Origin of the sequence: Rhodobacter capsulatus, from assembly GCF_003254295.1 — a bacterium.
GTDB lineage: Bacteria > Pseudomonadota > Alphaproteobacteria > Rhodobacterales > Rhodobacteraceae > Rhodobacter > Rhodobacter capsulatus.
Genome location: NZ_QKZO01000001.1, coordinates 194412 through 218097 on the forward strand (window position 1 = coordinate 194412; position 23686 = coordinate 218097).

Sequence of the window (23686 nt, forward strand, 5' to 3'; positions counted from 1 at the left end):
TCAGTTTCCTTCCGCGATGCGGTCGTTCATCAGCATTTCGACCAGCCGGAAATCAAACGGCGTGTCGATGTCAAGGCAGCGCTCGGGCGGCATCTCGAAGGGGATCACCCGGCCTTCGTAGATCGTCTTTGCCCGGCGCAGATATTCGGCCGAAAGCACATAGGTCGAGGCCGCATGTTCCCAGACCTTGGGCGCCGATTGCCGCGACCAGACCCCGCCCGGCAGCGGTTTTGACACATGCAGCGCCCCGGTTTCATCGGCCTCGACCAGATTGAAATAGGGGTTCTTGCGCGCCTCGCAGACGCTCATCACCATGTCGGGCTGTTCGCGGGCGAAGAGATCGAGGGCGCCCTCAAGATCCTCGGGCAGGCGCAGGGGCGAGGTGCAGTCGAGATCGACAAAGGTGGTGACGGGCTGCCCCAAGGCCGCCTGTCCGGCTTCCAGCGCATGTTGCCAGACGCCCCATTTCGGCGCGGCATCGGTGGCCAGATGATCGGGCCGCAGCCCGATATCCAGCGCGCCCTTCGCCACCGCGTGATCATAGATGCGCGCGTCATCGGTCGAGACGACGACGGCATCAATCCGCGGATTGGCGAAAAGCTGGTCGAGCGACCAGTCGATCAGCGGCTTGCCCGCGATCGGACGGAAGTTCTTGCCGGGCACGCCTTTCGAGCCCTTGCGTGCGCCGATATGGCCCAGAATCATGGTTGTTCCCCTTGCCTCAAACGGGCGTTCAGGTCGGTGTAATAAGCGATGATGCGGGCGCGGACCGGCCCCAGGGCGCGGTCCGACCAGATCAGGCGGCGGCCCTTGCGGTCGGCGATCTCGGCGCCCTCGGGCAGAGTCAGGAGCTCGGGGCCCTTGACCTCATTGCCCGGCAGGGTGATCGCGACAAGCCCGGCCCAGCGGCGCCGCAGCCAGGGCAGACGCGCCCGCAGATGGATCAGCCAGCGCCAGGGCCACATGAATTCGGTCGGGAATTTCACCGCCAGCCGCTTCGGGATCGCCCGCAGCTGCGCCTGGGCGGACCAGGAGATGAAGCGCTCATCCGCGATCATCGGGCGCAGGCCGTTGTAGCCATGCGCCGCGTGCAGCCGTTCATAGCTGGTGGCGATATGGCTGCAATGCGCCGGGTGATAGACGACGATCGAGGAATTGCCGCGCGCGTAATGCCGCCCGCCGCTGAGCCGGTGCAGCGCCCGCCCCAAAGCCCCGAAGGGCAGCACGACGCTTTGCAGCATCGCCATGCGCTCGGGCCGGTCAAGCAGGTCAAGGAACCGGGTGACATCGCCCAGAACCAGCGTGTCAATATCAAGATAGATCGCGGGCAGATCCGCGGGCACGACGCCCGGCGCGAACATCGCCAGCTTCGCCTGACAGCCGCCCGCCAGCATCGGCGGCGACAGGTAGAAGTCGGGGAAGCGCCGCAACAGCACCTGCGGCAGCAGGCCGGGCCGGTCGCGGTCGGAAATCAGCACGACGCGCGGCGGGGTGGAGGCCCGGGCCAGCACGGTCTCGATCAGGGCATTGAGTTCGGCAACCGGATATTTCGTCCCCCACAGGATCACCACGAGCTGCCAGCGGGGGGCATCTTGTTGCACGGGCGGGCCTCATTGGATGGGAAAGTCGCGCGCACCATCGGCGCGGGGGGGAGGAAAGTCAAGCCGGGCGGGGTCAGACCACGTCCCAGTCGTCCTCATGGGCGCAGCCGCCGATCGCCAGCCAGTCGGCGCGGACGCGGGCGACGCGGGTGTCGCCCCAGGTGCGAAAGACGATCACGAAGCCCTCGGCCGTCACCATGTCGGCGGAAATGTCCATGCGCGGATTGTGCTTCTGGTCGATGTCCCACATCGACAGCGACACCTGCACCGCCGGGATGTCGCGGAAAGCCTCGTCAAAGACCACCACCCGGCGCAATTCGCGCGGGCCTTCGCCCGTCCACATCGCCCCGCCGTCCAGATAATCCGAGAACAGCACCAGCGAACCCTGCGCCACGCCGATGCGGGTCGAGGAATACTTCTTCATCCGTTCCTATCGCTCATTCCGGCTCTGCCCCGGCCAAGCTAGACTGCGGCGCCGGAAGACAAAAGCAAAAAGCAAGGGCCCCGGCGCGAAGACCGGGGCCCGAGATGTCCGGCGGGATGTCCCGTCAGAGATTGATATGCGTGCCAAGCGCTTCCATGTCGGCCAGCATCTTCGCGGCGGCGTCAGCCACCGTCGGATGCGCGGCGTCCGCGACTTTCTTGGCCTCGGCCAGCATCTCGGCATGAACCGCGGCGGTCAGTTCCGCCCGGGTCAGACCGCGCTCGGCCAGAACGGTCACCTGCTCGCCCGAAACCTCGGCGAAGCCGCCGGTCACGGCGTATTCGGCCGTGCCCGCGGCGCTGACCACGGTCAGGATGCCCGGCCGCAGCGAGAGGATGACGGGCGCATGGCCCGGCATCGCCGTCAGATCGCCTTCCACGCCGGGAAGACGGACCTCGCGCGCGGCAACGGAGGCAAGCCTCCGCTCCGGGCTGACGAGGTCGAACTGCATGGTATCGGCCATGGTTCCCCCTTACGCCGCAGCGGCGAGGCGCTGGGCTTTCGCGATCACGTCTTCGATGCCGCCGACCATGTAGAAGGCCGCTTCCGGCAGGTGGTCGTATTCACCCGCAACCACCGCCTTGAACGACTTGATGGTGTCTTCGAGCGGAACCTGCACGCCGTCCGAGCCGGTGAAGACTTTCGCCACGTCGAAGGGCTGCGACAGGAAGCGCTGGATCTTCCGGGCACGGGCCACCGTCAGTTTGTCTTCTTCCGACAGTTCGTCCATGCCGAGGATGGCGATGATGTCCTGCAGCGACTTGTAGCGTTGCAGCATGCCCTGCACGTCCCGGGCGACCTGATAGTGCTCTTCGCCGACGACTTGCGGGTCAAGGATCCGCGAGGTGCTGTCGAGCGGGTCCACCGCCGGGTAGATCCCGAGTTCCGAGATCGCCCGCGACAGAACGGTCGTGGCGTCGAGGTGGGCAAACGAGGTGGCCGGGGCCGGGTCGGTCAGGTCGTCGGCCGGCACGTAGATCGCCTGCACCGAGGTGATCGAACCGGCTTTGGTCGAGGTGATGCGTTCCTGCAGCGCGCCCATGTCGGTCGCCAGCGTCGGCTGATAGCCCACGGCCGAGGGGATACGGCCAAGGAGCGCCGACACTTCCGACCCGGCTTGGGTGAAGCGGAAGATGTTGTCGACGAAGAACAGCACGTCGGTGCCCGACTGGTCGCGGAACTGTTCCGCAAGGGTCAGGCCGGTCAGCGCCACGCGGGCACGGGCCCCCGGGGGTTCGTTCATCTGGCCGTAAACCAGCGCCACTTTCGACTCTTCGAGCTTGTCGAGGTTGATGACGCCCGATTCGATCATCTCGTGGTAAAGGTCGTTGCCCTCACGGGTCCGTTCGCCAACGCCCGCGAACACCGAGAAGCCCGAGTGCACTTTCGCGATGTTGTTGATCAGTTCCATGATCAGAACGGTCTTGCCCACACCGGCGCCGCCAAACAGGCCGATCTTCCCGCCCTTGGAATAGGGGGCGAGCAGGTCGATCACCTTGATGCCGGTGACGAGGATCTGGCTTTCCGTCGATTGCGCCGCGAAATCGGGCGCGGGCTGGTGGATCGCCCGGGCTTCGACTTTCGAGACTTCGCCGCGCTCGTCCACCGGCTCGCCGATGACGTTCAGGATGCGGCCCAGCGTGGCGTTGCCCACCGGAACGGTGATCGGGCCGCCGGTGTCGGACACGGCCGCGCCGCGCACCAGACCTTCGGTGGCGTCCATCGCGATGGTGCGGACGGTGCTTTCGCCCAGGTGCTGCGCCACTTCCAGAACGAGGCGCTTGCCGTTGTTGGTGGTTTCAAGGGCGTTCAGAATCGCCGGGAGACCGCCTTCGAACTGCACGTCGACGACGGCGCCGATGACCTGGGTCACTTTGCCTTTGCTTGCCATTCTCTTCTATCTCCGGTTCCGTCAGAGCGCCTCGGCGCCCGAGATGATTTCGATGAGCTCTTTGGTGATGGCGGCCTGACGCGAGCGGTTATACTCGATCGTCAGTCGGTCGATCATGTCACCCGCGTTGCGGGTGGCGTTGTCCATGGCCGACATCTGCGCCCCGTTGAAGGACGCGTTGTTTTCCAGCAGCGCGGCAAAGATCGCCGTGGCCACCGCACGCGGCAGCAGCGCGGTCAGGATTTCCTGATCGCCCGGTTCGTAGTCGTAGACCGCCGAGGACGCCGCCCCGTCGGTTTCGAACTGCGCCGGGATCACCTGCTTGGCGGTCGGCACCTGGCTGATCACGCTCTGGAAGACCGAGAAGAAGATCGTCGCCACATCGTATTCGCCCGCCTCGAAGCGGTCGATGATGTTTTGCGCGATCTTCTGCGCCACCGGGTAGCTCAGCTTCTTCACGTCGCTCAGGTCGATGTGGTCGATGTAATACTGGCCCAGATCACGACGCAGCGCGTCGCGACCTTTCTTGCCGACGGTGAGGATCTTCACCGTCTTGCCCTGGGCGAGCAGTTCCATCGCCTTCGACTTCGCGAGTTTCGCGATATTGGCGTTGAAGCCGCCGCAAAGCCCGCGCTCGCCCGTCATGATGACGAGGAGATGGACCTTGTCGGAGCCCGTGCCCGCAAGCAGGCGCGGCGCGCCATCGGTCGAGCCCACCGCACCGGCAAGGCTCGACATCACGGCGTTCATCCGCTCGGCATAGGGCCGGGCAGCTTCAGCGCTTTCCTGGGCGCGGCGAAGTTTCGCCGCCGCGACCATCTGCATCGCTTTCGTGATCTTGCGAGTGTTCTTGACACTCACGATCCGGTTCTTGAGGTCCTTAAGGCTGGGCATCTCCCTGTCCTTTCAGGCCGTCAAGCGAAGGTCTTGGCGAACTCGGCGATCGCGTCTTTGAGCTTCTTCTCGGCGTCGCCCTTGATCTTGGGGTCTTCCTTGGTGAGCCACTCAAGCACGTCCTTGCGGGTCGAGCGCAGATAGGCCAGCAGGCCTTTCTCGAACCGGCCGACTTCTTTCACCGGAACGGCATCGAGGAAGCCGTTGGTGCCCGCAAAGATCACCGCCACGATTTCGGCGTTGGTCAGCGGCGAATATTGCGGTTGCTTCATCAGCTCGGTCAGACGGGCACCGCGGTTCAGAAGCTTTTGCGTCGAGGCGTCGAGGTCCGAGCCGAACTGCGCAAAGGCGGCCATCTCGCGATACTGCGCAAGCTCCAGTTTCACCGGACCGGCGACCGATTTCATCGAGTTGGTCTGGGCCGAGGAACCGACGCGCGACACCGACAGACCGGTGTTCACGGCCGGGCGGATGCCCTGGTAGAAGAGTTCGGTCTCGAGGAAGATCTGGCCGTCGGTGATCGAGATCACGTTCGTCGGGATGAAGGCCGACACGTCGCCGCCTTGCGTTTCGATGACCGGCAGCGCGGTCAGCGAGCCCGAACCGAAATCCTCGTTCAGTTTCGCCGAACGTTCCAGCAGACGCGAGTGGAGATAGAACACGTCGCCCGGATAGGCTTCACGCCCCGGCGGACGGCGCAGCAGCAGCGACATCTGACGATAGGCCACGGCTTGCTTCGAAAGGTCATCATAGATGATCAGCGCGTGCATGCCGTTGTCGCGGAAATATTCCGCCATCGCGGTCGCCGAATAGGGCGCCAGGAACTGCATCGGCGCCGGGTCCGAAGCGGTCGCGGCGACGACGGTGGTGTATTCCATCGCGCCGGCTTCTTCGAGCTTCTTCACCAGCTGCGCCACGGTCGAGCGCTTTTGCCCGATGGCGACGTAGAAGCAGTGCAGCTTGTTGTTCGGGTTGGCGTCGTTGTACGACTTCTGGTTTAGGATCGTGTCGAGCGCGATCGCGGTCTTGCCGGTCTGACGGTCGCCGATGATCAGCTCGCGCTGGCCGCGGCCGATCGGGATCATCGCGTCGACCGACTTGAGGCCGGTCGCCATCGGCTCATGCACCGATTTCCGCGGAATGATGCCCGGGGCTTTCACGTCGGCGATGCGACGCTCTTTCGCCACGATCGGGCCCTTGCCGTCGATCGGGTTGCCAAGGCCGTCCACGACGCGGCCCAGCAGGCCTTCGCCCGCCGGAACGTCCACGATCGAGTTGGTGCGCTTGACGGTGTCGCCTTCCTTGATGTCGCGGTCCGACCCGAAGATCACGATCCCGACGTTGTCGACTTCAAGGTTCAGCGCCATCCCGCGGATGCCGCCGGGGAATTCGACCATCTCGCCCGCCTGGACGTTGTCGAGCCCGTGCACGCGCGCGATCCCGTCACCGACCGAGAGCACGCGGCCCACTTCGGCGACCTGGGCATCCTGCCCGAAGTTCTTGATCTGCTCCTTGAGGATCGCAGAAATCTCAGCTGCTTGGATGCCCATTTATCCGACCTCTTTCATGGCGTTCTGAAGGGAAGCGAGTTTGGCTTTGACCGTGGTGTCGATCATGCGCGAACCCAGCTTGACGATCATGCCACCGATGAGGCTTTCATCGACGGCGACGTTCAGTTTGACGGTCTTGCCCGTCTGTTTCGCCAGCGTCGCCGCCAGCTTCTCGGCCTGCGCCGCGCTCAGCGCGGTGGCCGAGGTGACATCCGCGGTCATCTCGCCCTTGGCCTCGGCGATCGCGGCGGCAAGGCCCTTGAGCAGCTGCGGCAGCGCGAACAGACGGCGCTTCGTCGCCATCAGGTTCAGACCGTTGGCAAGCGGTGCCGACAGGCCCATCTTCGCAGCCACCGCGGCGATCGCGGCGCCCTGTTCGTCGCGGGTATAGACCGGCGAGGAAATCAGGTCACGCAGCTCGGCCGAACCGGCCAAGGCGGCGCTCAGCGCGTCCACGTCGGCCGAGAGCGCGTCGATGCCCTTGGCCTCCTGCGCGAGGTCAAAGATGGCCGTGGCATAGCGCCCGGCAATGGCTGCGGAAATCGAAGCTGGTTCGGACACGTCCACCCTTCCGATGCTTTTGCCTCCGCACGCGGACGACAGGAACAAAATATCCCGTCACCGATTCAGAGGCCCCCCTCGGCGCCCAAGATGGTCTCACGCGCCGCATTCGGGGTTGCGTCTAGCAGAGCATCAAGACCCTCGCAACCATCTTGGCGGCAGGAAACCGCATCAGGCTGGCACATTTTCTGCACCGGCACGGAGTGTTAGCGCAAAGGGTCGAAGCCCGCCCCGCTGCGTTTCCCCGCCGCAGGGCGAAGTGCCGCGGAAACGGGCTTTTCCGGCCGGGCGATTCTTGCGGCCGCGGGCGGCTCAGATCCGGCCGACCACCGGCTTGGGCGCCCCTTCGAGGATCGAGAGCGGCTTGCGCACCGCCGCGCCAAGCCCCGAGCGGCGCACCGAATGCACCTGCTTGATCACCTCGAGCATCACCACCCCCGCCGCCAGATAGCCAGCCGCCCTTGTGCCCAGCCGCTCCCACATCTCGGAGGAGCGCAGCCAGAACCGCCGCTGCGAGGGCGGGATGTACAGCGCCGCCGCCTGACGCTCGGGGGCGAACCCCACCCGTCGTGCCTGCGCCTCGAGCTGGCCCATCGTATAGGGGCGGCCAAAGCCGAACGGCGTGGTTTCGCGCGGCGCCCAAAGCCCGACCCGGTTCGGCACGATGAACAGCGCCCGCCCGCCGGGGCCAAGCGTGCGCCAGCATTCCTCCATCAGCGCATCGGGGTCGTCGGACACTTCAAGCCCGTGCAGCACGACGAGCCGGTCGATCATCCCGGTCTCCAGCGGCCAGCTGGTTTCGGCACACAGCACCGAGACATTGGGCTCTCCGGCGGGCCAGGGCATCACGCCCTGCTGCGCGGGCATCAGCCCGATCACCCGGCGCGCGCGGCCCAGATAGGGGCGCAGAAGCGGCACCGCGAACCCGTAGCCCGCCATCGTCAGCCCGGCCATGCCGGACTGGGTATCCGGCCAGAGTTCGACCACCTTGTCGCGGATCGCCTTTTGCGCCGTGCGCCCCAGCTGGGTGCGGTAGTAGAAATCACGCAGGTCGAGCACGTCGAGATGCATTGCAGGTTGGCCTTCCTTGGGCGAAGCTGGGTCAGGATAGCGAAAGATGCGCAAAAGGCCATGACCCTCGAACTGACCCCGATCCCCTGCCTGACCGACAATTACGCCTGGCTCTGGCACGACACTGCCACCGATACCGTCGTCGTCGTCGATGTCCCCGAGGCGGCGCCGGTGCTGAAGGTTCTGACCGAACGGCGCTGGCAGCTGCACCACATCCTGATCACCCATCACCACGCCGATCACATCGCGGGGGTCGAGGCGCTGGCGCTGGCGACCGGGGCAAAGGTGGCGGGCGCCGCGGCCGACGCGCACCGGCTGCCGCCGCTCGATCATCCGGTGGCCCCGGGCGACGTGCTGCCTCTGGGGATGGAGGCGGCGCAGGTTCTGGCCGCCGACGGCCACACGCTCGGCCACGTCGCCTGGTATCTGCCCGGGGCGGGGCTGCTCTTTTCCGGCGACAGCCTGATGAGCTGGGGCTGCGGGCGGCTGTTCGAGGGCACGCCCGCGCAGATGTTCGACACGCTCGCCCGTCTGGCCGCGCTGCCGCCCGAAACCCGGGTCTGTTCGGGGCATGAATACACCGCCGCGAACGGCCGTTTCGCCCTCAGCCTGGAGCCGGAGAACGGCCAGCTGCAGGAGCGGATGGAGCGGGTGACGGCGCTGCGGCAGGCCGGGGCCCCCAGTTTGCCGGTGACTTTGGGCGAGGAACTGGTCACGAATCCGTTTTTGCGCGCCGATGACGCCGCGTTGCGCGCCGCGCTCGGCCTGCCCGAGGACACCGCGCCGCTGGCCGTCTTCACCGCGGCGCGGGCACGCAAGGACCGGTTCTGAAAGCACTTTCGCGCGCCGCCTGCGGATCGCGCGAAAGCCCCCCGCGCTGGTCAGTTTTGCAACAAAGCGGGGTGCGGTGGAAAAAACACGTGTCCGGGCCTTGAAGCGCGGCGAAATCCACCGAAACTTAACCCCATGAGGCCAGTATCGGGAGACCCGAGGAAAGGAGCGCCGCATGCCTTCGTTTTCGACCACGCTCGAGCAAGCAATTCACGCCGCACTGGCGCTGGCAAACACGCGCAAGCATGAACTGGCGACGCTCGAACATCTTCTGCTCGCGCTGATCGACGAGCCCGACGCCAGCCGCGTGATGCGCGCCTGCGGCGTCGATCTTGGCGAGCTGCGCACCACCCTGACCGAGTTCATCGACGATGATCTCTCGACGCTGATCACCGAGGTCGAGGGCTCGGAAGCCGTGCCGACCGCCGCCTTCCAGCGGGTGATCCAGCGCGCCGCGATCCATGTGCAAAGCTCGGGCCGGACCGAGGTGACGGGGGCGAATGTCCTTGTCGCGATCTTTGCGGAACGGGAATCGAACGCGGCCTTCTTCCTGCAGGAACAGGACATGACCCGCTACGACGCGGTCAACTTCATCGCCCATGGCGTGGCCAAGGATCCGGCCTTCGGCGAAAGCCGCCCCGTCATCGGCGCCGAGGAAGAGACCGCCAAGGCCGAAGCCGCGCAACCGGGCGAGGCGAAGGAATCCGCGCTTGGCAAATACTGCGTCAACCTGAACGTGAAGTCGCAAAAGGGCGACATCGATCCGCTGATCGGCCGCGCCGAAGAGGTGGAACGCTGCATTCAGGTGCTGTGCCGCCGCCGCAAGAACAACCCGCTTCTGGTGGGCGATCCGGGCGTCGGCAAGACCGCCATCGCCGAGGGTCTGGCGCTGAAGATCACCCGCGGCGAGACGCCCGACATCCTGGCGCGCTCGACGATCTATTCGCTCGACATGGGGGCGCTTCTGGCGGGCACCCGCTATCGCGGCGATTTCGAGGAACGGCTGAAAGCGGTGATGAAGGAGCTCGAGGATCACCCCGATGCGATCCTTTTCATCGACGAGATCCACACGGTGATCGGGGCGGGCGCGACTTCGGGCGGGGCGATGGATGCCTCGAACCTGCTCAAGCCCGCGTTGCAGGGCGGCAAGCTGCGCTGCATGGGCTCGACCACCTACAAGGAATTCCGCCAGCATTTCGAAAAGGACCGCGCGCTGAGCCGCCGGTTCCAGAAGATCGACGTGAACGAACCCTCGGTCGGCGACAGCATCAAGATCCTGATGGGGCTGAAACCCTATTTCGAGGAACATCACGACGTGCGCTACACCAATGACGCGATCAAGTCGGCGGTGGAACTGGCGGCGCGTTACATCCATGACCGCAAGCTGCCCGACAAGGCGATCGACGTGATCGACGAGGCGGGGGCGGCGCAGCACCTGCTGCCCGACAGCAAGAAGCGCAAGACGCTGGGCGCGAAAGAGATCGAGGCCGTGGTGGCGAAGATCGCCCGCATCCCGCCGAAAAGCGTGTCGAAAGACGATGCCGCGATCCTGCGCGATCTGGAAAAGACGCTCAAGCGCGTCGTTTTCGGTCAGGACAAGGCGATCGAGACGCTGGCCTCGGCGATCAAGCTGGCCCGGGCCGGTCTGCGCGAGCCGGAAAAACCGATCGGCAACTACCTGTTTGCGGGTCCGACCGGCGTCGGCAAGACCGAAGTGGCGAAACAGCTGGCGAACACGCTCGGTGTGGAACTGCTGCGCTTCGACATGTCGGAATACATGGAGAAACACGCGGTTTCGCGGCTGATCGGCGCCCCTCCGGGCTATGTCGGCTTCGATCAGGGCGGGCTTTTGACCGATGGCGTCGATCAGCATCCGCATTGCGTGCTGCTGCTCGATGAAATCGAAAAGGCGCATTCGGACGTGTTCAACATCCTGCTGCAGGTGATGGACCACGGCAAGCTGACCGACCACAACGGCCGTCAGGTCGATTTCCGCAACGTGATCCTGATCATGACCTCGAACGCGGGCGCCGCCGAACAGGCGAAATCGGCGATCGGCTTTGGCCGCGAACGTCGCGAGGGCGAGGATACGGCGGCGATCGAACGCACCTTCACGCCGGAATTCCGCAACCGTCTGGATGCGGTGGTCAGCTTCGCGCCGCTGCCGCGCGACACGATCCTGCAGGTGGTGGACAAGTTCGTGCTGCAGCTTGAAGCGCAGCTGATCGACCGCAACGTCCATATCGAGCTGACGCCCGAAGCCGCCGAATGGCTGGCGGTCAAGGGCTATGACGACAAGATGGGCGCGCGGCCGCTGGGCCGGGTCATTCAGGAGCACATCAAGAAACCCCTGGCGGAAGAACTTCTGTTCGGCCGCCTGATCAAGGGCGGTGTGGTCCGGGTGACGGTGCGCGACGATGCGATCGCGCTGGATGTCGAGGAACCGGGCAAACCGCGGCTGGCCGGGGCGAAACCGCGCCTGCTGCCCGCGGGCTGAGCCGCGGCTTCCGGGAACAGGCCGCGGATTGCCCCCGATCGGGCGTGACCCTGTCGGCAAGACCGTGCTAGGCTTTTCAGGCGCTCCCCAGGGGGCGCCTGATCTTTTGGGGGATGTGTCGATGCCTCTGTTCCGCCCGCGACCTTGCGGCTGCCGTGCCATCCTGCTGTCGCTGTCGCTCGGCCTCGCCGCCCTGCCGGGGGCCGTCCCGGCGCAGGACATCGTGCTGAAACAGCCGATCGCCTGCACCCTGGGCGAAACCTGCTACATCCAGCATTATGTCGATCACGGCCCCGGCCCGGAGCTGCGCGATTTCGGCTGCGGAACCGCCAGCTATCAGGGCCACGACGGCACCGATTTCGCCCTGCCGACCCTGGCCGCGATGGCGGCGGGCGTCGATGTTCTGGCGGCGGCGCCCGGCCGGGTGCGCGCCGTCCGCGATGGCGAGGCCGACGGCGCCTTTGCCGCCGGGGCGAGCGTCGCGAACAAGGAATGCGGCAATGGCGTCGTGATCGACCATGGCGGCGGCTGGCAGACGCAGTATTGCCACCTCAAGCAGGGCTCGGTCGCGGTGAAGCCGGGCACGAAGATCGGCGCGGGCACAAGGCTTGGTCAGGTCGGCCTGTCGGGCAAGGCCGAATTCCCGCATCTGCATCTGGCCCTGCGCCACGACGGCGTCGATGTCGATCCGTTCCAGCCCGATCCCGCCGCCGCCTGCGACCCCGCGCCCCGCCGCACGCTCTGGCAAGACCCGCCCGCCTATGTCGGCGGCGGCCTGCTGCAGGTGGCCTTGACCGATGCCCCGCCCGATTTCGCGGCGGTGAAGGCCGGTCTGGTGCCGCAGGACGTCCTTGCGGCCGATGCCGCCGCGCTCGTGCTCTGGGCTTACGGCTTTGACAGCCGCAAGGGCGACGTGGTGCGGCTGACGATCACCGGCCCCGGCGGCTTTGCCTTTGCCCATGACGCGGTGCTGGAAAAACCGCAGGCGCTGTTCTTTCGTTACGCGGGCAAGCGCGCCCCCGCGGGCGGCTTCGTCCCGGGCCGCTACGAGGCGACGGTCACGCACAGCCGCGACGGCGCCGAAATCAGCCGCAAGGCGGTTTCCGTCCCCCTCGCCGCACCTTGACCGGCAAAACCGCCGCGGGGGCGTTGACTCTGCCCGCGGCCTCTGTATAAGCCCCCCATCCCGGCAGCGGCGACGCTTGCCGGGGCTTTCATTGGTGTTGGTGGACCCCGCAAGGGGAAGCCTGTCGCCCAAGGCCCAAAGCCGCGGGAAAGGACAACGCCCTTCACAGACAAGAAGGAGATCAGCGATGACCAAACGCACCGCTGCCAAGTACAAGATCGACCGCCGCATGGGCGAAAACATCTGGGGCCGCGCCAAGTCGCCGCTGAACAAGCGCGACTACGGTCCGGGCCAGCACGGCCAGCGCCGCAAGAACAAGCTGTCGGACTTCGGCACCCAGCTGCGCGCCAAGCAAAAGCTCAAGGGCTACTACGGCGATCTGACCGAAAAGCAATTCCGCAAGATCTACGGCGAAGCCGAACGGGTCAAGGGCGACACCGGTGAAAACCTGATCGGCCTGCTCGAGCGCCGTCTGGACGCGATCGTCTACCGCGCCAAATTCGTGCCGACGATCTTCGCCGCGCGTCAATTCGTGAACCACGGCCACGTCACGGTGAACGGCGCCCGCGTCAACATCGCCTCCTACCGCGTCAAGGAAGGCGACGTGATCGCTGTCCGTGACCGTTCGAAGCAACTGGCGATCGTCCTTGAAGCCGCCCAGTCGGGCGAGCGCGACGTGCCGGATTACCTCGAAGTCGACCACGGCAAGATGACCGCGACTTTCGTGCGCACCCCGGCTCTGGGCGACGTGCCCTATCCGGTGCACATGGAACCGAACCTGGTCGTCGAATTCTACGCGAAGAACTGATCCGGTTCTTTGCGCTCCAAACGAAAGGCCGCCCTTTTGGGCGGCCTTTTGCGTTTTGGGCGTCCGGGTCAGCCGCCCAGCTGGATCCGGCGCCAAAGCGCGCCGCCACCCGAAAAATCGCCGCGGCGCAGATAGGCGGAATAAGAGCCCTCGGCCAGCGCCTCCAGATAGCTTTGCATCGCCGGGGTGCTGGTCAGCTGCGGCCGGACGCGCGCCCCGGAATTCAGCGAAATCGCCTCGACCGAGCGCAACACGGCCCGTTCGGTCGCGGCGCTCCAGTCGCCATCGGGATCGGCAAGATAGAGATCGACCTCGGCCAGCTCGGCCTGCACCGCCACGCGGGTATCGACCGGCAGGGCATGAAAGGCGGCGCCAAGATCGCCCGCAAGGGCGGCGGATCCGAACGGCAGGCACAGGGCGGCAAGCAGCAGGGCACGGAGAGAGGGGTGTTTCATCTGGACCTTCCAACATTTACCGACCGGCCTCCTTTCAGCCCGAAATGTGGCACGGGGCGGCGGCCGAGAGGGCAATATGCGGCTGATGTTCTAAAAATTTCCTAAAATTTGATCGGTGAGCTGCGGTCTGACGGCCTCACCGCCGCTTTCAGGCGTATTTCCGGTTGAAACAGCGCTTCCCATGCGGCTTTGCCCCGGCTATTGAGGCATCCAGGACAAGGACCTCATCATGACAGACCCGATCCGCCCCCAGCCCGGCATCCTCGACATCGCCCTTTACGAGGGCGGCGCTTCGCATGTGGCCGGCATCAGCGATGCGATCAAGCTCAGCTCGAACGAGAACCCGCACGGGGCCTCGGACCGGGCCAAGGAGGCGTTCTCGCGCACGGTGCACAAGCTGCACCGCTATCCCTCGACCGACCATGGCGCGCTGCGTCAGGCGATCGGCGACGTGCACGGGCTTGACCCCGCGCGGATCATCTGCGGCGTCGGTTCCGACGAAATCATCCGCATGATCGTCAACGCCTATGCCGGGCCGAAGGACGAAGTGGTGCACAGCGAACACGGCTTCCTGATGTATCGCATCGCGGCCTTGGGCGCGGGGGCGACGCCGGTTTCGGTGCCCGAACGCGAACGCACGCTGGATGTGGACGCGATCCTGAAGGCTTGCGGAAAAAAGACCAAGCTCGTCTTCATCGCCAACCCGAACAACCCGACCGGCACGATGGTCGGTCTGGCGGAACTCGAACGGCTGGCCATGGGCATCCCGAAACAGGCGATGCTGGTGATCGACAGTGCTTATGCGGAATATGTCGAAGGCTACGATGGCGGCGCCGAGCTGGCCTCGCGTCTGCCCAACGTGATGATGACGCGGACTTTTTCCAAGATCTACGGTCTTGGCGGGCTGCGCATCGGCTGGGGTTACGGCCCGAAGGACATCATCGATGTGCTCAACCGCATCCGCGATCCGTTCAACCTCTCGACCTCGCAGCTGGAAACCGCCGAGGCGGCGGTGCGCGATCAGGACTGGGTCGCCCAGTCGCGGTCGGAAAACGCAAGGCTGCGGCATTGGCTGTCCGAGGCTCTGGCCGAACGCGGCGTGCCCAATGACACCTCGATGGCGAATTTCGTGCTGGCGCGGTTCGGCTCGGATGCCGAGGCCGAGGCCTGCGACGAGTTCCTGAAAAAGGACGGGCTGATCGTGCGGCGCGTGGCCAGCTACGGGCTGGCGCATTGCCTGCGCATCACGGTGGGCGACGAGCCCTCGTGCCGGCGCGTGGCGCATATGATCGGGCTGTTCAAGGCGGGCGCCTCGGCATGACCCACTACAAGCGCGTCGCCCTGATCGGGCTGGGGCTCATTGCCTCCTCGATGGCGCATGCGATGCGCGAAAAGGGTCTGGCGGGCGAGATCATCGGCCATGCGAAATCGGCCGAGACCCGGGCGACGGCGCTGGAAATCGGCCTCTGCGACCGGGTTTTCGACACCGCCGCCGAAGCGGTCAAAGACGCCGATCTGGTGGTGCTTTGCGTGCCGGTGGGCGCGATGGCGGCGATTGCCGCGGAAATCGCGCCGCATCTGGCGGCGGGCGCCACCGTGACCGATGTCGGCTCGGTCAAGCAGGCGGTGGTGGCGGCGGTGGCCCCGCACATGCCCGACCATGTGCAGTTCATCCCCGGTCACCCGCTTGCGGGCACCGAACATTCCGGGCCGCGGTCCGGCTTTGCGACGCTCTTCGTCAACCGCTGGTGGCTGCTGACGCCGCTCGAGGGCAACGACCCGGCGGCAGTGGCGCGGCTGAAAGCCTTCCTGACCGCGCTGGGCGCCAATGTCGACGAGATGGAGGTGGCCCGGCACGATCTGGTGCTGGCGGTCGTCTCGCATACGCCGCACCTGATCGCTTACACGATGGTGGGCGTGGCCGACCACCTGCGCCGGGTGACGCAGGAAGAGGTGATCAAATATTCCGCCTCGGGCTTTCGCGATTTCACCCGCATCGCGGCCTCCGACCCGACGATGTGGCGCGACGTGTTCCTGACCAACCGGGAGGCGACGCTCGACATTCTGGGCCGCTTCACCGAGGAACTGTTCATGCTGCAACGCGCCATCCGCATGGGTGACGGGCAGATGCTGTTCGACTATTTCACCGAGACCCGCGCGATCCGCCGCGGCATCATCGAGGCCGGTCAGGACACCGCCGCCCCCGATTTCGGCCGCGTGCCGCCGCCGAAGGCGGAGACGCGCTGATGCGCGGTCCTCGGAGCCTTGCGCTGGCGCTGATCACGGCGCTGGCGTGTGGGCCCGTTGCGGCCGAAAGCCTGAAGACCTCGCCGCTGCCGCGCCCCCGTCCGCCAACCGCCGCCCCCCTGCCCGCCCCCCCCCTGCCTGCGGCGCCGAAGGCCACCCCGGGCGGGGTGGCGCTGCCCGCCAGCGCCGGGCAATCGCCGCTCGACACGCCGCAGCCCGCCCCGGCCGCGGGCGCCGCCGATCCCGCACCCGCGGGCCGTCACCCGGTACCGCGGCCCGCCTCGATCGCCGCAACCGCCCCGGCCGAAAGCCTGCCGCCCCCGGCCGATCCGCGCCTTGCCGGGGCGCATCCGAAACCCCGGCCCGCGGGGCTGGTGACAGAACCGCCCGCAGAGGCCGAAGCCGGTCCGGCGCCGAAGGCCGATCCGCGGCTGGCGGGGTACCGCCCGAAACCGCGCCCCGCGGCGCTCGCCGGTCCGCCCCCCGAAGCCGCGCCGCAAAAGACCGCCGCGGTCGCCCCCCCGGCCCAGCCCGCGGCGCAGAAACCGCCGCCGGGCGGTGTGCTGTCCCGGCTCTTTGGCGCCCCGCGCAAGCGCAACGCGCCCGCCCCCGAAGCCCCCGTCCCCGAGGCCCCGGCCCCCGCGCCCGGCCCGCGCGGCGCGGTCTGCGGCGTGCCCGGCCTGATCGGGCAGGAGGTGGCCCCGATCGGCAATGGCGGGCGTGGCTCGGGCTGCGGCATCGCCGCGCCGGTGAAGATCACCGCGGTCTCGGGCATCCGGCTGACGCAGCCGATGACCGTCGATTGCGCCACCGCCACCGCCTTCAAGCGCTGGGTCGACCGCGGCATCGTCCCGGCGGTGGGCGGCAAGGGCGGCGGCGTTGCGAAACTGGACGTGGGGCCGGGCTATGTCTGCCGTCCGCGCAACAACCAGCGCGGCGCAAAACTGTCGGAACATGGCCGCGGCAAGGCGATCGACCTGATGGGGCTGGTGCTGAAGAACGGCCAGGCCCTGGATGTGAAGACCGGCTGGAAAAGCCAGCCGCGGATCTTCAAGGCGATCCATGCCGCGGCCTGCGGCCCCTTCGGCACGGTGCTGGGGCCCAAGGCCGACCGCTACCATCAGGACCACATCCATGTGGACACGCAGCGCTACCGCTCGGGCACCTATTGCCGCTGAGCCAGCCGCGGCGCCGGGCCCAGCGGGATCGCCGCAAGGCTCATCCGGCCCTGCGCAAAGGACAGCGGCAGCCGCACCGACCCGTCCGGGCTTTGCCGCGCCAGATACTCGCCCATCGCCGCCAGCATCGTCTTGCGCTCGGGCGGCACCAGACCCGCGGCCAGGGCCAGATCGAGCCAGACCGGAAAATCACCAAGCGCGATCGTCAGCGTGCCCTCGGGCCAGCCCGCCGGGGTGATGCTCAGGCGGCCGGAAACGCCGATCCGGTGCCCGCCCCACAGCAGATCCGCCCGGCGCAGATCCAGCGCCGTCAGCGCGACGGGCGCCGGGGCCAAAAGCGCCGGCGGCTGCGCGAGCTCGACCCCGGCCTCAAGCGCGATGCGATCAAGCCGGTCGGGCAAGGGCGTTGCAAGCCCGGCCTGACGGCTGAGCGCCCCCGCCAGCCCGGGCGGCAGTTCCGGCGCGGCGATGGCGCCGGTCAGCCGGAAGACGCGCGGATCCGCGGTCGGCTGCAGGGTCAGCGCGATGCTCTCGGCCGCAAGCGAAGGCGCCCCGGCCGCTTCGACCCGCAGCGCCGGACGGTCGATGCCAAGCGCGATCCCGGCCAGCGGCAGTTCAGGGCCGGGCGCCAGATCAAGGCGCAGCGCCGCCGCCGCGCCGGTCAGCTCGAAGGGCAGGCCCTGCAGGATGATCCGTTGCGGCAGCGGCAGATCAAGCCGCCAGGACAGCGGGTTCCAGACCGGGGCGGTGATCGTTGCCCGCTCCAGCGCCAGGACCGTCCGGCCCGCCTCGGTCAGACGCGGCGCGTCAAGCCGCACGCCGACCCGGGCCGGAAAACCCTCGGCCGAAACCTGCGCCGCGACGGTCTTCGAGCCCGCAACCGCCGCGCGCAGCCAGGCCGCAAGCCCCTGCCCAGCGCCCCAATCGGCCAGCGCCAGCCCGCCCGCCAGAACCACGCCCCAAACCCAGACCCGCATTGCAGCCTCTTTCCAAACCTCGGCCTTCCTTTTATCCCCCGGGACCAAGGAGGGCCAGACATGCCCGAAGCGCTCTGGATTTTCGGCTACGGATCGCTGATCTGGGATCCCGGCTTCACCCCGGCCGAGGTCTGCCCGGCACGGCTTGACGGCTGGCATCGCAGCTTTTGCATGCATTCGATCCATTTCCGCGGCACGCCCGCGGCGCCGGGTCTGGTGCTGGCCCTTGATGCTGCCGCGGGCGCCCGGTGCCGCGGCCTTGCGCTGCGCGCCCCCGCGGCCGAGGCCGCCCGCATTCTGGCCGAGATCCGCGCCCGCGAACTGGTCACCGACGCCTATCTGGAACGCGCGCTGCCGGTGCGGCTTTCCGACGGGCGGCAGGTGACGGCGATCACCTATGTCATCGACCGCGCCGGGCCGCAGTATTGCGCACTCGATTTCGAGACCCAGGCGCAGACCATCGCCCATGCCGTCGGCGCGCGCGGCCCGAACCGGGACTACCTGTTCAATACCGCCGCGCATCTGGCCAGCCTCGGCCTTGCCGATCCCGATCTGGAGGCGCTGGCCGCAAGGGTGCGTGAGCTGCTGGCTTGAGGCTTGGCAGGGGGGCGCGCGCAGCCTATCCTTGCAGCAACGAGCACAAGAGGCAGAACATGCGCGCACCGGTCCGGGTCCAGGCCCCGCAGTTTTCGCAACCCGTCCGACAGATCGTCTCGATGCTGGTCGTGCTGGGGCTGGTCGGCGCGGGGGGCTTCCTGGCCTATGCCCGCATCTATCCGATCTTCCAGACCAATCCGCTGCTCAACGGGCTCATCGGCGGGGTCTTCGTGCTGGGCGTGCTGGGCTGTTTCTGGCAGGTGGTGCAGCTGGTGAAAGCCGTCAGCTGGATCGAGAGCTTCGCCGCCGACCGCCCCGGCCGGCCGATGTATCGCCCGCCGCAGATGCTGGTGCCCTTGGCCGCGCTTCTGGGCCGCGGCGGGGCCAGCCGCACCATCGCAACGACTGCTGCGCGCTCGATCCTTGAATCGGTGGCGGCGCGGATCGACGAGGCCCGCGACATCACCCGCTATCTGGCGAACCTGCTGATTTTTCTGGGTCTTCTGGGCACGTTCTACGGCCTTGCCACCACCGTTCCGGGCGTCGTCGACACGATCCGCGCGCTGGCCCCGCAACAGGGCGAGCCCGCCACCGCGGTCTTTTCCCGGCTGATGTCGGGGCTGGAGGGCCAGCTGGGCGGCATGGGCACGGCCTTTTCCTCCTCGCTTCTGGGTCTGGCCGGATCGCTGGTCGTGGGCCTGCTTGAGCTTTTCGCCACCCATGGGCAGAACCGCTTTTACGGCGAGCTTGAGGACTGGATTTCCTCGATCACCCGGCTGAGTTTCGCCTCGGCCGAGACCGAAGGCGCGGGCGAGGCCTCGGCGGTGGCGGGGGTGCTGGACCACATGGCCGAGCAGATGGACGCGCTGCAGACGCTGTTCATCCGCGCCGAACAGGCCCGCGGGCAGACCGAGACGCGGCTGGCGCAGCTGACACAGGGCTTTGCCGATCTGGCGCAGAAGCTCGGCGCCGAGGTCGAGACCCGCGCCGGGCAGGCCGAGGCTTTGGCGCGGATGGCCGAGGGGCAGGACCGGCTGATCGCGGCGCTGGACCGGCTGGCCGAACAAAGTGCCGCCGACCGCAATGCCGAGATGGATGTCGATGCGGAAATGCGGATGCGGCTGCGCTCGATCGATCTGCAGATGTCGCGGATGCTGGAGGAAATGTCCGCCGGGCGGCAGGAAAGCATGGCCGATCTGCGCAACGACTTCGCGGCGCTGACGCGGGCGCTGATGGCGCGGGCGCGCGGCGGGGAGGGCTGAGATGGCGCTCTCGGGCCGCCGCGGGCAGCGTTTCACCACCAATGTCTGGCCCGGCTTCGTCGATGCGATGGGCGCGCTGTTGATGGTGCTGATCTTCGTGCTGTCGATCTTCATGATGGTGCAATCGATGCTGCGCGACACGATCACGACGAAGGATCATGAGCTGGACGCGCTTTCGGCGCAGGTGGCGGGGCTGGCGCAGGCGCTGTCGCTGGAGCAGGCGCAGACCGAGGCGCTGACCGGGCGGCTGGAGGCTGCGGGGGCGCGGATCACCGCCTTCGAGGCGCAGGTGGCCGGGCTTTTGGCCGACAAGACGGCGCAGGAGGCAGTGATCGCGGGCCTGCAGGGCGATCTGAAATCCTCGGACACGGCCTTGACGGCGGCGCGGTTGCAGCTGGAGGACGCGCGCAAAAAGGCCGAGGAAACGCTGACGCTTCTGGCCGCGGCCGAGGCGGCGCAAAAGGATCTGCAGGGTCGGCTTGAGGTGCAGCTGAGCGCGGCCGAAAAGCAGGCGGCGCTGCAGGCGCTGGCGGAAAAGACCCTGACCGAGACGCGGGCCGAGGGCGATCGCAAGGCGGAACAGGTCGCGCTGCTCAATCAGCAGGTGGCGGCGCTGCGCGGGCAACTGTCTGATCTGCAAGCGGTTCTGGATGCGGCCGAGGCGAGGGATGCCGACGCCAAGGTGCAGGTCGAGGCATTGGGCAGCCAGCTCAATTCGGCCTTGGCGCAGGTGGCGGCGGAACAGAAACGCCGCGCCGCCCTTGAGGAAGAGGCGCGCAAGAAAGCCGAGGCCGAGGCGAAGGAGCTGGCGCGCTATCGGTCTGAATTCTTTGGCCGGATGTCGCAGCTTTTGGACGGGCGCGCGGGCGTGCGGGTGGTGGGCGACCGCTTCGTGTTCTCGTCGGAGGTGCTGTTTCAGCCCGGCTCGGCCGATCTGTCACCCGAGGGGCAGGCGCAGATTTCGCGCGTGGCCGAGACCTTCCGCGAATTGGCCTCCGAGATCCCGCCCGAGATCGACTGGCTGCTGGAGGTGGACGGCTTCACCGATGACACGCCGCTCTCGGGTCAGGGCGCGTTCAAGGACAACTGGCAGCTGTCGCAGGCGCGCGCGCTTTCGGTGGTGAAATATCTGATCGAGGCGCAGGGCTTTGCGCCGAAGCGGCTGGCGGCGGCGGGTTTTGGCGAATTCCGCCCGGTGGCGGCGGGCAAAAGCCCCGAGGCCCGGGCACAGAACCGCCGCATCGAGCTGAAGCTGACCGAACGGTAAGCGCAGTTCTATTGCCGCGGCTTGCCATGACCGAGGAAATCGCCGAGGTCACGCGAGACATTGGTCCTCGGACCGCCGGGGCGCCAAAGCGTCCCGGCCAGCGTCCGCCCCGCCCATGGCGGGCGCTGGCCTCTGTCATGCTTGGGGAAACGGCCTTGCCACGGGCCTTGCACTGACGGGCGGGAAACGCGGATCGCGTTTCCTTTTCGCCCGAAACTGTCGCTCAGGCCGCCAGATCGTGGCGCAGGATCGCCGCTTCCGAGGCGCTCAGCACGCGCCGCGCAAAGGGCCCGTAGGTCATCGGATCGGCGTCGATCCCGGGGCACAGCCGCAACAGCGCCTGTCGCTGATCCTCGGCGATGCTCTCGACCTCGGTCGCGGCGGGGTGGAAGCTTTCGGTCTCGACCCCGTTCGCCCGGATCACCTGATGGCGCGCGAACAGCAGATGCAGATAGGTGACCTCGGGCAGCCGGGTCGCAACCCGCACCGCGGCGTCATCGACCAGATCGCAGGCCTGCACCAGTACCTCGGGCTCGTTGAACAGCGCCCGTGCCGCGGCGCCGCGCACCAGCAGCCGATGCTGCGGCGAGACCAGCAGATCGGCGCCGGGCCGGATCAGGCCGAAAGCCCCCGCCCGCAGCCGCACCGCCCCAAGTCGCACTGGGCGCAGATGCGGCAGCGCGTAAAGCCTGGCCCCGCTCATCCGCCGCGCGCCGATCCACAAGATCTCCTGCGCGCCGTCATCGCGCGTCAGGACCCGGTCGCCGGGCCGCAGCGTCTCGACCGGGTGCGGCCCGGCGGGGGTGTCGATCAACGTGCCGGGCGTGAAACAGATCACCCCGGGCTCGGGCAGGCGCAGCCCCGCGGGGCGCGGATCGACGCGGCTTTCGACCAGCCACAGATCGGTGTCGCGCGGCGGCAGACCGCCCGCAAACATCAGCAGACGCGCCCGCGCCGCGGGCAGTTCGATCAGCGTGATGTCATGGGCCCGAATGCCGTCGGTCACGGTAAAGCTTTGATCAGGAAGCTCGGGCAGATCGGCCCGGGCGCGAAAGGCGGCGCTGTCGCCGCCCTCGATCGCCACGCCCAGAAGGCGGCGCACCACCCTGGCGGCGCGTTGGCGCAGCGCCTCGCTGCCCTCGGCCCCGCTTAGGATCAGCAGGTCGGTGGGGCCATCGACCCGCACCGCCTCGCCGCTCCAGCGCCAGCAGGCGCCGGTCGCAAGGCTTTCGATCGGGGCGCCTGCGGCGCCGTCGATCTCTGTCTGGTCCCACGCGATCACGAAGGTGCCCAGATAGCCCGGCTTCATTGCCTGTATGTCCTGCCTCGTTTTATGGACCCTTCGGTCCTTGATTAAGCAAAACCTAACATGGGTGATTCGGCTTGTGAATCCCCCATTTTGACCCAGATCAAGGAAAGGACGTTCTGGCGCGAAAAAGTCAGAATCGCAGCCGCAGCCGGACCGAGCCGACCAGCTGCCCCTCGGGCTGGCCGACGAATTCGCGCGAAAGCCAGGTGAGGCCGTAAAACAGCCCGACCCGGCCCAGCCGCGTCGAGATCCCGGCGCGCAGGCGGGTGCGGGTCTGTTCCGGGGCGACGCCCCAGCCGCCCGGCAGATAGGCGCTGTCGAAGAGATGCGCGACATCGGCCCCCAGCACGAAGGCGGTGCCGCCCGCATCGGTGCCGCCGATGCCGACATGGCGCTGCCCGGTGATCTCGTCGCGCAGCCAGAGCGCGCCCCGCTCGCGCTGCCCGAAGGCCAGATCGGCGCCCAGACGCAGCAGGGTTTCATCGCCCGCCCGCGCCTCGGCAAAGGGGCGCAGCTCGGCGCCGCCAAGCGCGATCGGCCGGGCGATTTCCGCCGTGACGGTCGGGTAAAGATGGTTCGGCAGCTGGCTGTCGGCGGCGCGCGGCCGGGGTTCGCCCAGCAGATCATGCAGCTGGCGCTGCACCTCGGAAAGCCCGTTCGCGGGCCCGGTCCAGACCAGGCCAAGGCCCAGATCAGCCTCGGTCTGCGGCGTGGGGGCGAACTGCGTATGCAGCGAAAACGCGGATTTGCCGACATAACGCCGATCGCCGCGCAGGCTTTTCAGCCGCGAGGGCGCGATCACCGCCCCGCTCAGCCGGTATTCGAGGATCTCGAAGGGCTGACCGGGCAGGTGCCCCTGCCAGTCCGGGCCACGCAGCCACGACAGCGTGTAAGAGCCGGTCTGCCAGCGATCCTTGCCGTCGCCCAAGGCATCGTTGTTGAGAAAATGGCCAAAGCCCAGCGGCCGGGTCTCGGCCGGGGCGGCGGGGGCAAGGGCGAACAGGCCAAGCAGGGCAAAAGCAAGCGGGATCAGGCGCGGCATGGGGCTCCAGAGGGCGGAGGGGAAGGGTTAACCTTGGT

Annotated in this window: 23 protein-coding genes; 10 read left to right on the plus strand and 13 right to left on the minus strand. The window is 67.5% G+C overall.

The features are described from left to right. The 9 genes from LY44_RS00940 to LY44_RS00980 all read right to left on the minus strand — a co-directional run bounded on the left by LY44_RS00940 (position 1) and on the right by LY44_RS00980 (position 8052). A complete protein-coding gene (locus tag LY44_RS00940; protein ID WP_055212370.1) occupies positions 1 to 705 on the minus strand; it encodes an acylneuraminate cytidylyltransferase family protein in 705 nt (234 codons plus the stop codon). Then, complete coding sequence (locus LY44_RS00945) at positions 702 to 1601, minus strand: hypothetical protein (protein WP_055212368.1); 900 nt, start codon at positions 1599 to 1601, stop codon at positions 702 to 704. Before LY44_RS00945 ends, LY44_RS00940 begins: the two co-directional genes overlap by 4 nt. A gap of 73 nt (positions 1602 to 1674) precedes the next feature. Beyond that, entirely contained in the window at positions 1675 to 2025 is a 351-nt protein-coding gene (locus tag LY44_RS00950) for an H-type lectin domain-containing protein (RefSeq protein ID WP_055212366.1), read from the minus strand. Between the two features lie 124 nt (positions 2026 to 2149). Then, positions 2150 to 2548, minus strand: a complete 399-nt coding sequence (locus LY44_RS00955; protein ID WP_055212364.1) for a F0F1 ATP synthase subunit epsilon — start codon at positions 2546 to 2548, stop codon at positions 2150 to 2152. Positions 2549 to 2557: 9 nt separating this feature from the next. Then, positions 2558 to 3976, minus strand: a complete 1419-nt coding sequence (atpD, locus tag LY44_RS00960) for a F0F1 ATP synthase subunit beta (protein ID WP_055212362.1) — start codon at positions 3974 to 3976, stop codon at positions 2558 to 2560. 21 nt (positions 3977 to 3997) lie between these two features. After that, positions 3998 to 4870: a F0F1 ATP synthase subunit gamma gene (locus LY44_RS00965; RefSeq protein ID WP_055212360.1), complete on the minus strand. Its 873-nt coding sequence runs from the start codon at positions 4868 to 4870 to the stop codon at positions 3998 to 4000. A gap of 20 nt (positions 4871 to 4890) precedes the next feature. Next, positions 4891 to 6420, minus strand: a complete 1530-nt coding sequence (gene atpA, locus LY44_RS00970) for a F0F1 ATP synthase subunit alpha (RefSeq protein WP_055212358.1) — start codon at positions 6418 to 6420, stop codon at positions 4891 to 4893. Beyond that, positions 6421 to 6981: a F0F1 ATP synthase subunit delta gene (locus LY44_RS00975; RefSeq protein ID WP_081024417.1), complete on the minus strand. Its 561-nt coding sequence runs from the start codon at positions 6979 to 6981 to the stop codon at positions 6421 to 6423. A 312-nt stretch (positions 6982 to 7293) separates the two neighbouring features. Beyond that, positions 7294 to 8052, minus strand: coding sequence for a methyltransferase domain-containing protein (locus tag LY44_RS00980; RefSeq protein WP_055212355.1), 759 nt, complete (start codon positions 8050 to 8052; stop codon positions 7294 to 7296). Positions 8053 to 8112: 60 nt separating this feature from the next. On the opposite strand from LY44_RS00980, the gene gloB reads away from it, so the two are divergent. The 4 genes from gloB (at position 8113) to rpsD (ending at position 13314) form a co-directional block, all read left to right on the plus strand. Continuing rightward, complete coding sequence (gene gloB, locus LY44_RS00985) at positions 8113 to 8883, plus strand: hydroxyacylglutathione hydrolase (protein ID WP_055212353.1); 771 nt, start codon at positions 8113 to 8115, stop codon at positions 8881 to 8883. A gap of 175 nt (positions 8884 to 9058) precedes the next feature. Beyond that, positions 9059 to 11380: an ATP-dependent Clp protease ATP-binding subunit ClpA gene (gene clpA, locus LY44_RS00990; RefSeq protein ID WP_055212351.1), complete on the plus strand. Its 2322-nt coding sequence runs from the start codon at positions 9059 to 9061 to the stop codon at positions 11378 to 11380. A gap of 121 nt (positions 11381 to 11501) precedes the next feature. Beyond that, positions 11502 to 12506 (plus strand): M23 family metallopeptidase, encoded by a 1005-nt coding sequence (locus LY44_RS00995; RefSeq protein WP_065118419.1) that lies wholly within the window; start codon positions 11502 to 11504, stop codon positions 12504 to 12506. A gap of 187 nt (positions 12507 to 12693) precedes the next feature. Next, a complete protein-coding gene (gene rpsD / locus LY44_RS01000; protein ID WP_055212349.1) occupies positions 12694 to 13314 on the plus strand; it encodes a 30S ribosomal protein S4 in 621 nt (206 codons plus the stop codon). 68 nt (positions 13315 to 13382) lie between these two features. On the opposite strand, the gene LY44_RS01005 is transcribed toward rpsD, so the two are convergent. Further along, positions 13383 to 13769 carry a hypothetical protein gene (locus tag LY44_RS01005; RefSeq protein ID WP_055212347.1) on the minus strand — a complete coding sequence of 129 codons (387 nt, stop codon included), beginning with the start codon at positions 13767 to 13769 and terminating at the stop codon, positions 13383 to 13385. 229 nt (positions 13770 to 13998) lie between these two features. Here LY44_RS01005 and hisC point away from each other — a divergent pair, with 229 nt between their 5' ends. Genes hisC through LY44_RS18195 form a run of 3 tightly spaced genes read left to right on the plus strand, consistent with a single transcriptional unit; the run spans position 13999 to position 17194 of the window. Next, the gene (gene hisC, locus LY44_RS01010; RefSeq protein WP_055212345.1) at positions 13999 to 15090 is read left to right on the plus strand and encodes a histidinol-phosphate transaminase; all 1092 of its coding nucleotides are present in this window, start codon (positions 13999 to 14001) and stop codon (positions 15088 to 15090) included. Continuing rightward, positions 15087 to 16016 carry a prephenate/arogenate dehydrogenase family protein gene (locus LY44_RS01015; protein WP_055212344.1) on the plus strand — a complete coding sequence of 310 codons (930 nt, stop codon included), beginning with the start codon at positions 15087 to 15089 and terminating at the stop codon, positions 16014 to 16016. The genes hisC and LY44_RS01015 overlap by 4 nt, the downstream gene beginning before the upstream one ends. Continuing rightward, entirely contained in the window at positions 16016 to 17194 is a 1179-nt protein-coding gene (locus LY44_RS18195; RefSeq protein ID WP_223230699.1) for an extensin-like domain-containing protein, read from the plus strand. Before LY44_RS01015 ends, LY44_RS18195 begins: the two co-directional genes overlap by 1 nt. Here the strand turns inward: LY44_RS18195 and LY44_RS01025 are convergent. Further along, entirely contained in the window at positions 17182 to 18171 is a 990-nt protein-coding gene (locus tag LY44_RS01025) for a DUF2125 domain-containing protein (RefSeq protein ID WP_055212342.1), read from the minus strand. The two genes, LY44_RS18195 and LY44_RS01025, sit on opposite strands and share 13 nt — an antisense overlap. A gap of 60 nt (positions 18172 to 18231) precedes the next feature. Between LY44_RS01025 and LY44_RS17525 the strand changes: the two genes are divergently transcribed. From LY44_RS17525 to LY44_RS01035, 3 genes are read left to right on the plus strand one after another with little or no spacing between them, the layout of a single operon-like run. Next, entirely contained in the window at positions 18232 to 18765 is a 534-nt protein-coding gene (locus LY44_RS17525) for a gamma-glutamylcyclotransferase (RefSeq protein ID WP_055212340.1), read from the plus strand. A gap of 59 nt (positions 18766 to 18824) precedes the next feature. Next, entirely contained in the window at positions 18825 to 20030 is a 1206-nt protein-coding gene (locus LY44_RS01030) for a hypothetical protein (protein WP_055212339.1), read from the plus strand. Position 20031: 1 nt separating this feature from the next. Continuing rightward, on the plus strand, positions 20032 to 21297 hold the full coding sequence (locus LY44_RS01035; RefSeq protein WP_055212337.1) for a peptidoglycan -binding protein: 1266 nt from the start codon (positions 20032 to 20034) through the stop codon (positions 21295 to 21297). Positions 21298 to 21520: 223 nt separating this feature from the next. Here the strand turns inward: LY44_RS01035 and LY44_RS01040 are convergent, their stop codons facing one another. Both LY44_RS01040 and LY44_RS01045 read right to left on the minus strand, forming a co-directional pair. Continuing rightward, positions 21521 to 22606, minus strand: a complete 1086-nt coding sequence (locus tag LY44_RS01040) for a Hint domain-containing protein (RefSeq protein ID WP_055212335.1) — start codon at positions 22604 to 22606, stop codon at positions 21521 to 21523. A gap of 130 nt (positions 22607 to 22736) precedes the next feature. Then, positions 22737 to 23648, minus strand: coding sequence for a lipid A deacylase LpxR family protein (locus tag LY44_RS01045; protein ID WP_055212333.1), 912 nt, complete (start codon positions 23646 to 23648; stop codon positions 22737 to 22739). Positions 23649 to 23686 lie beyond the last annotated feature (38 nt).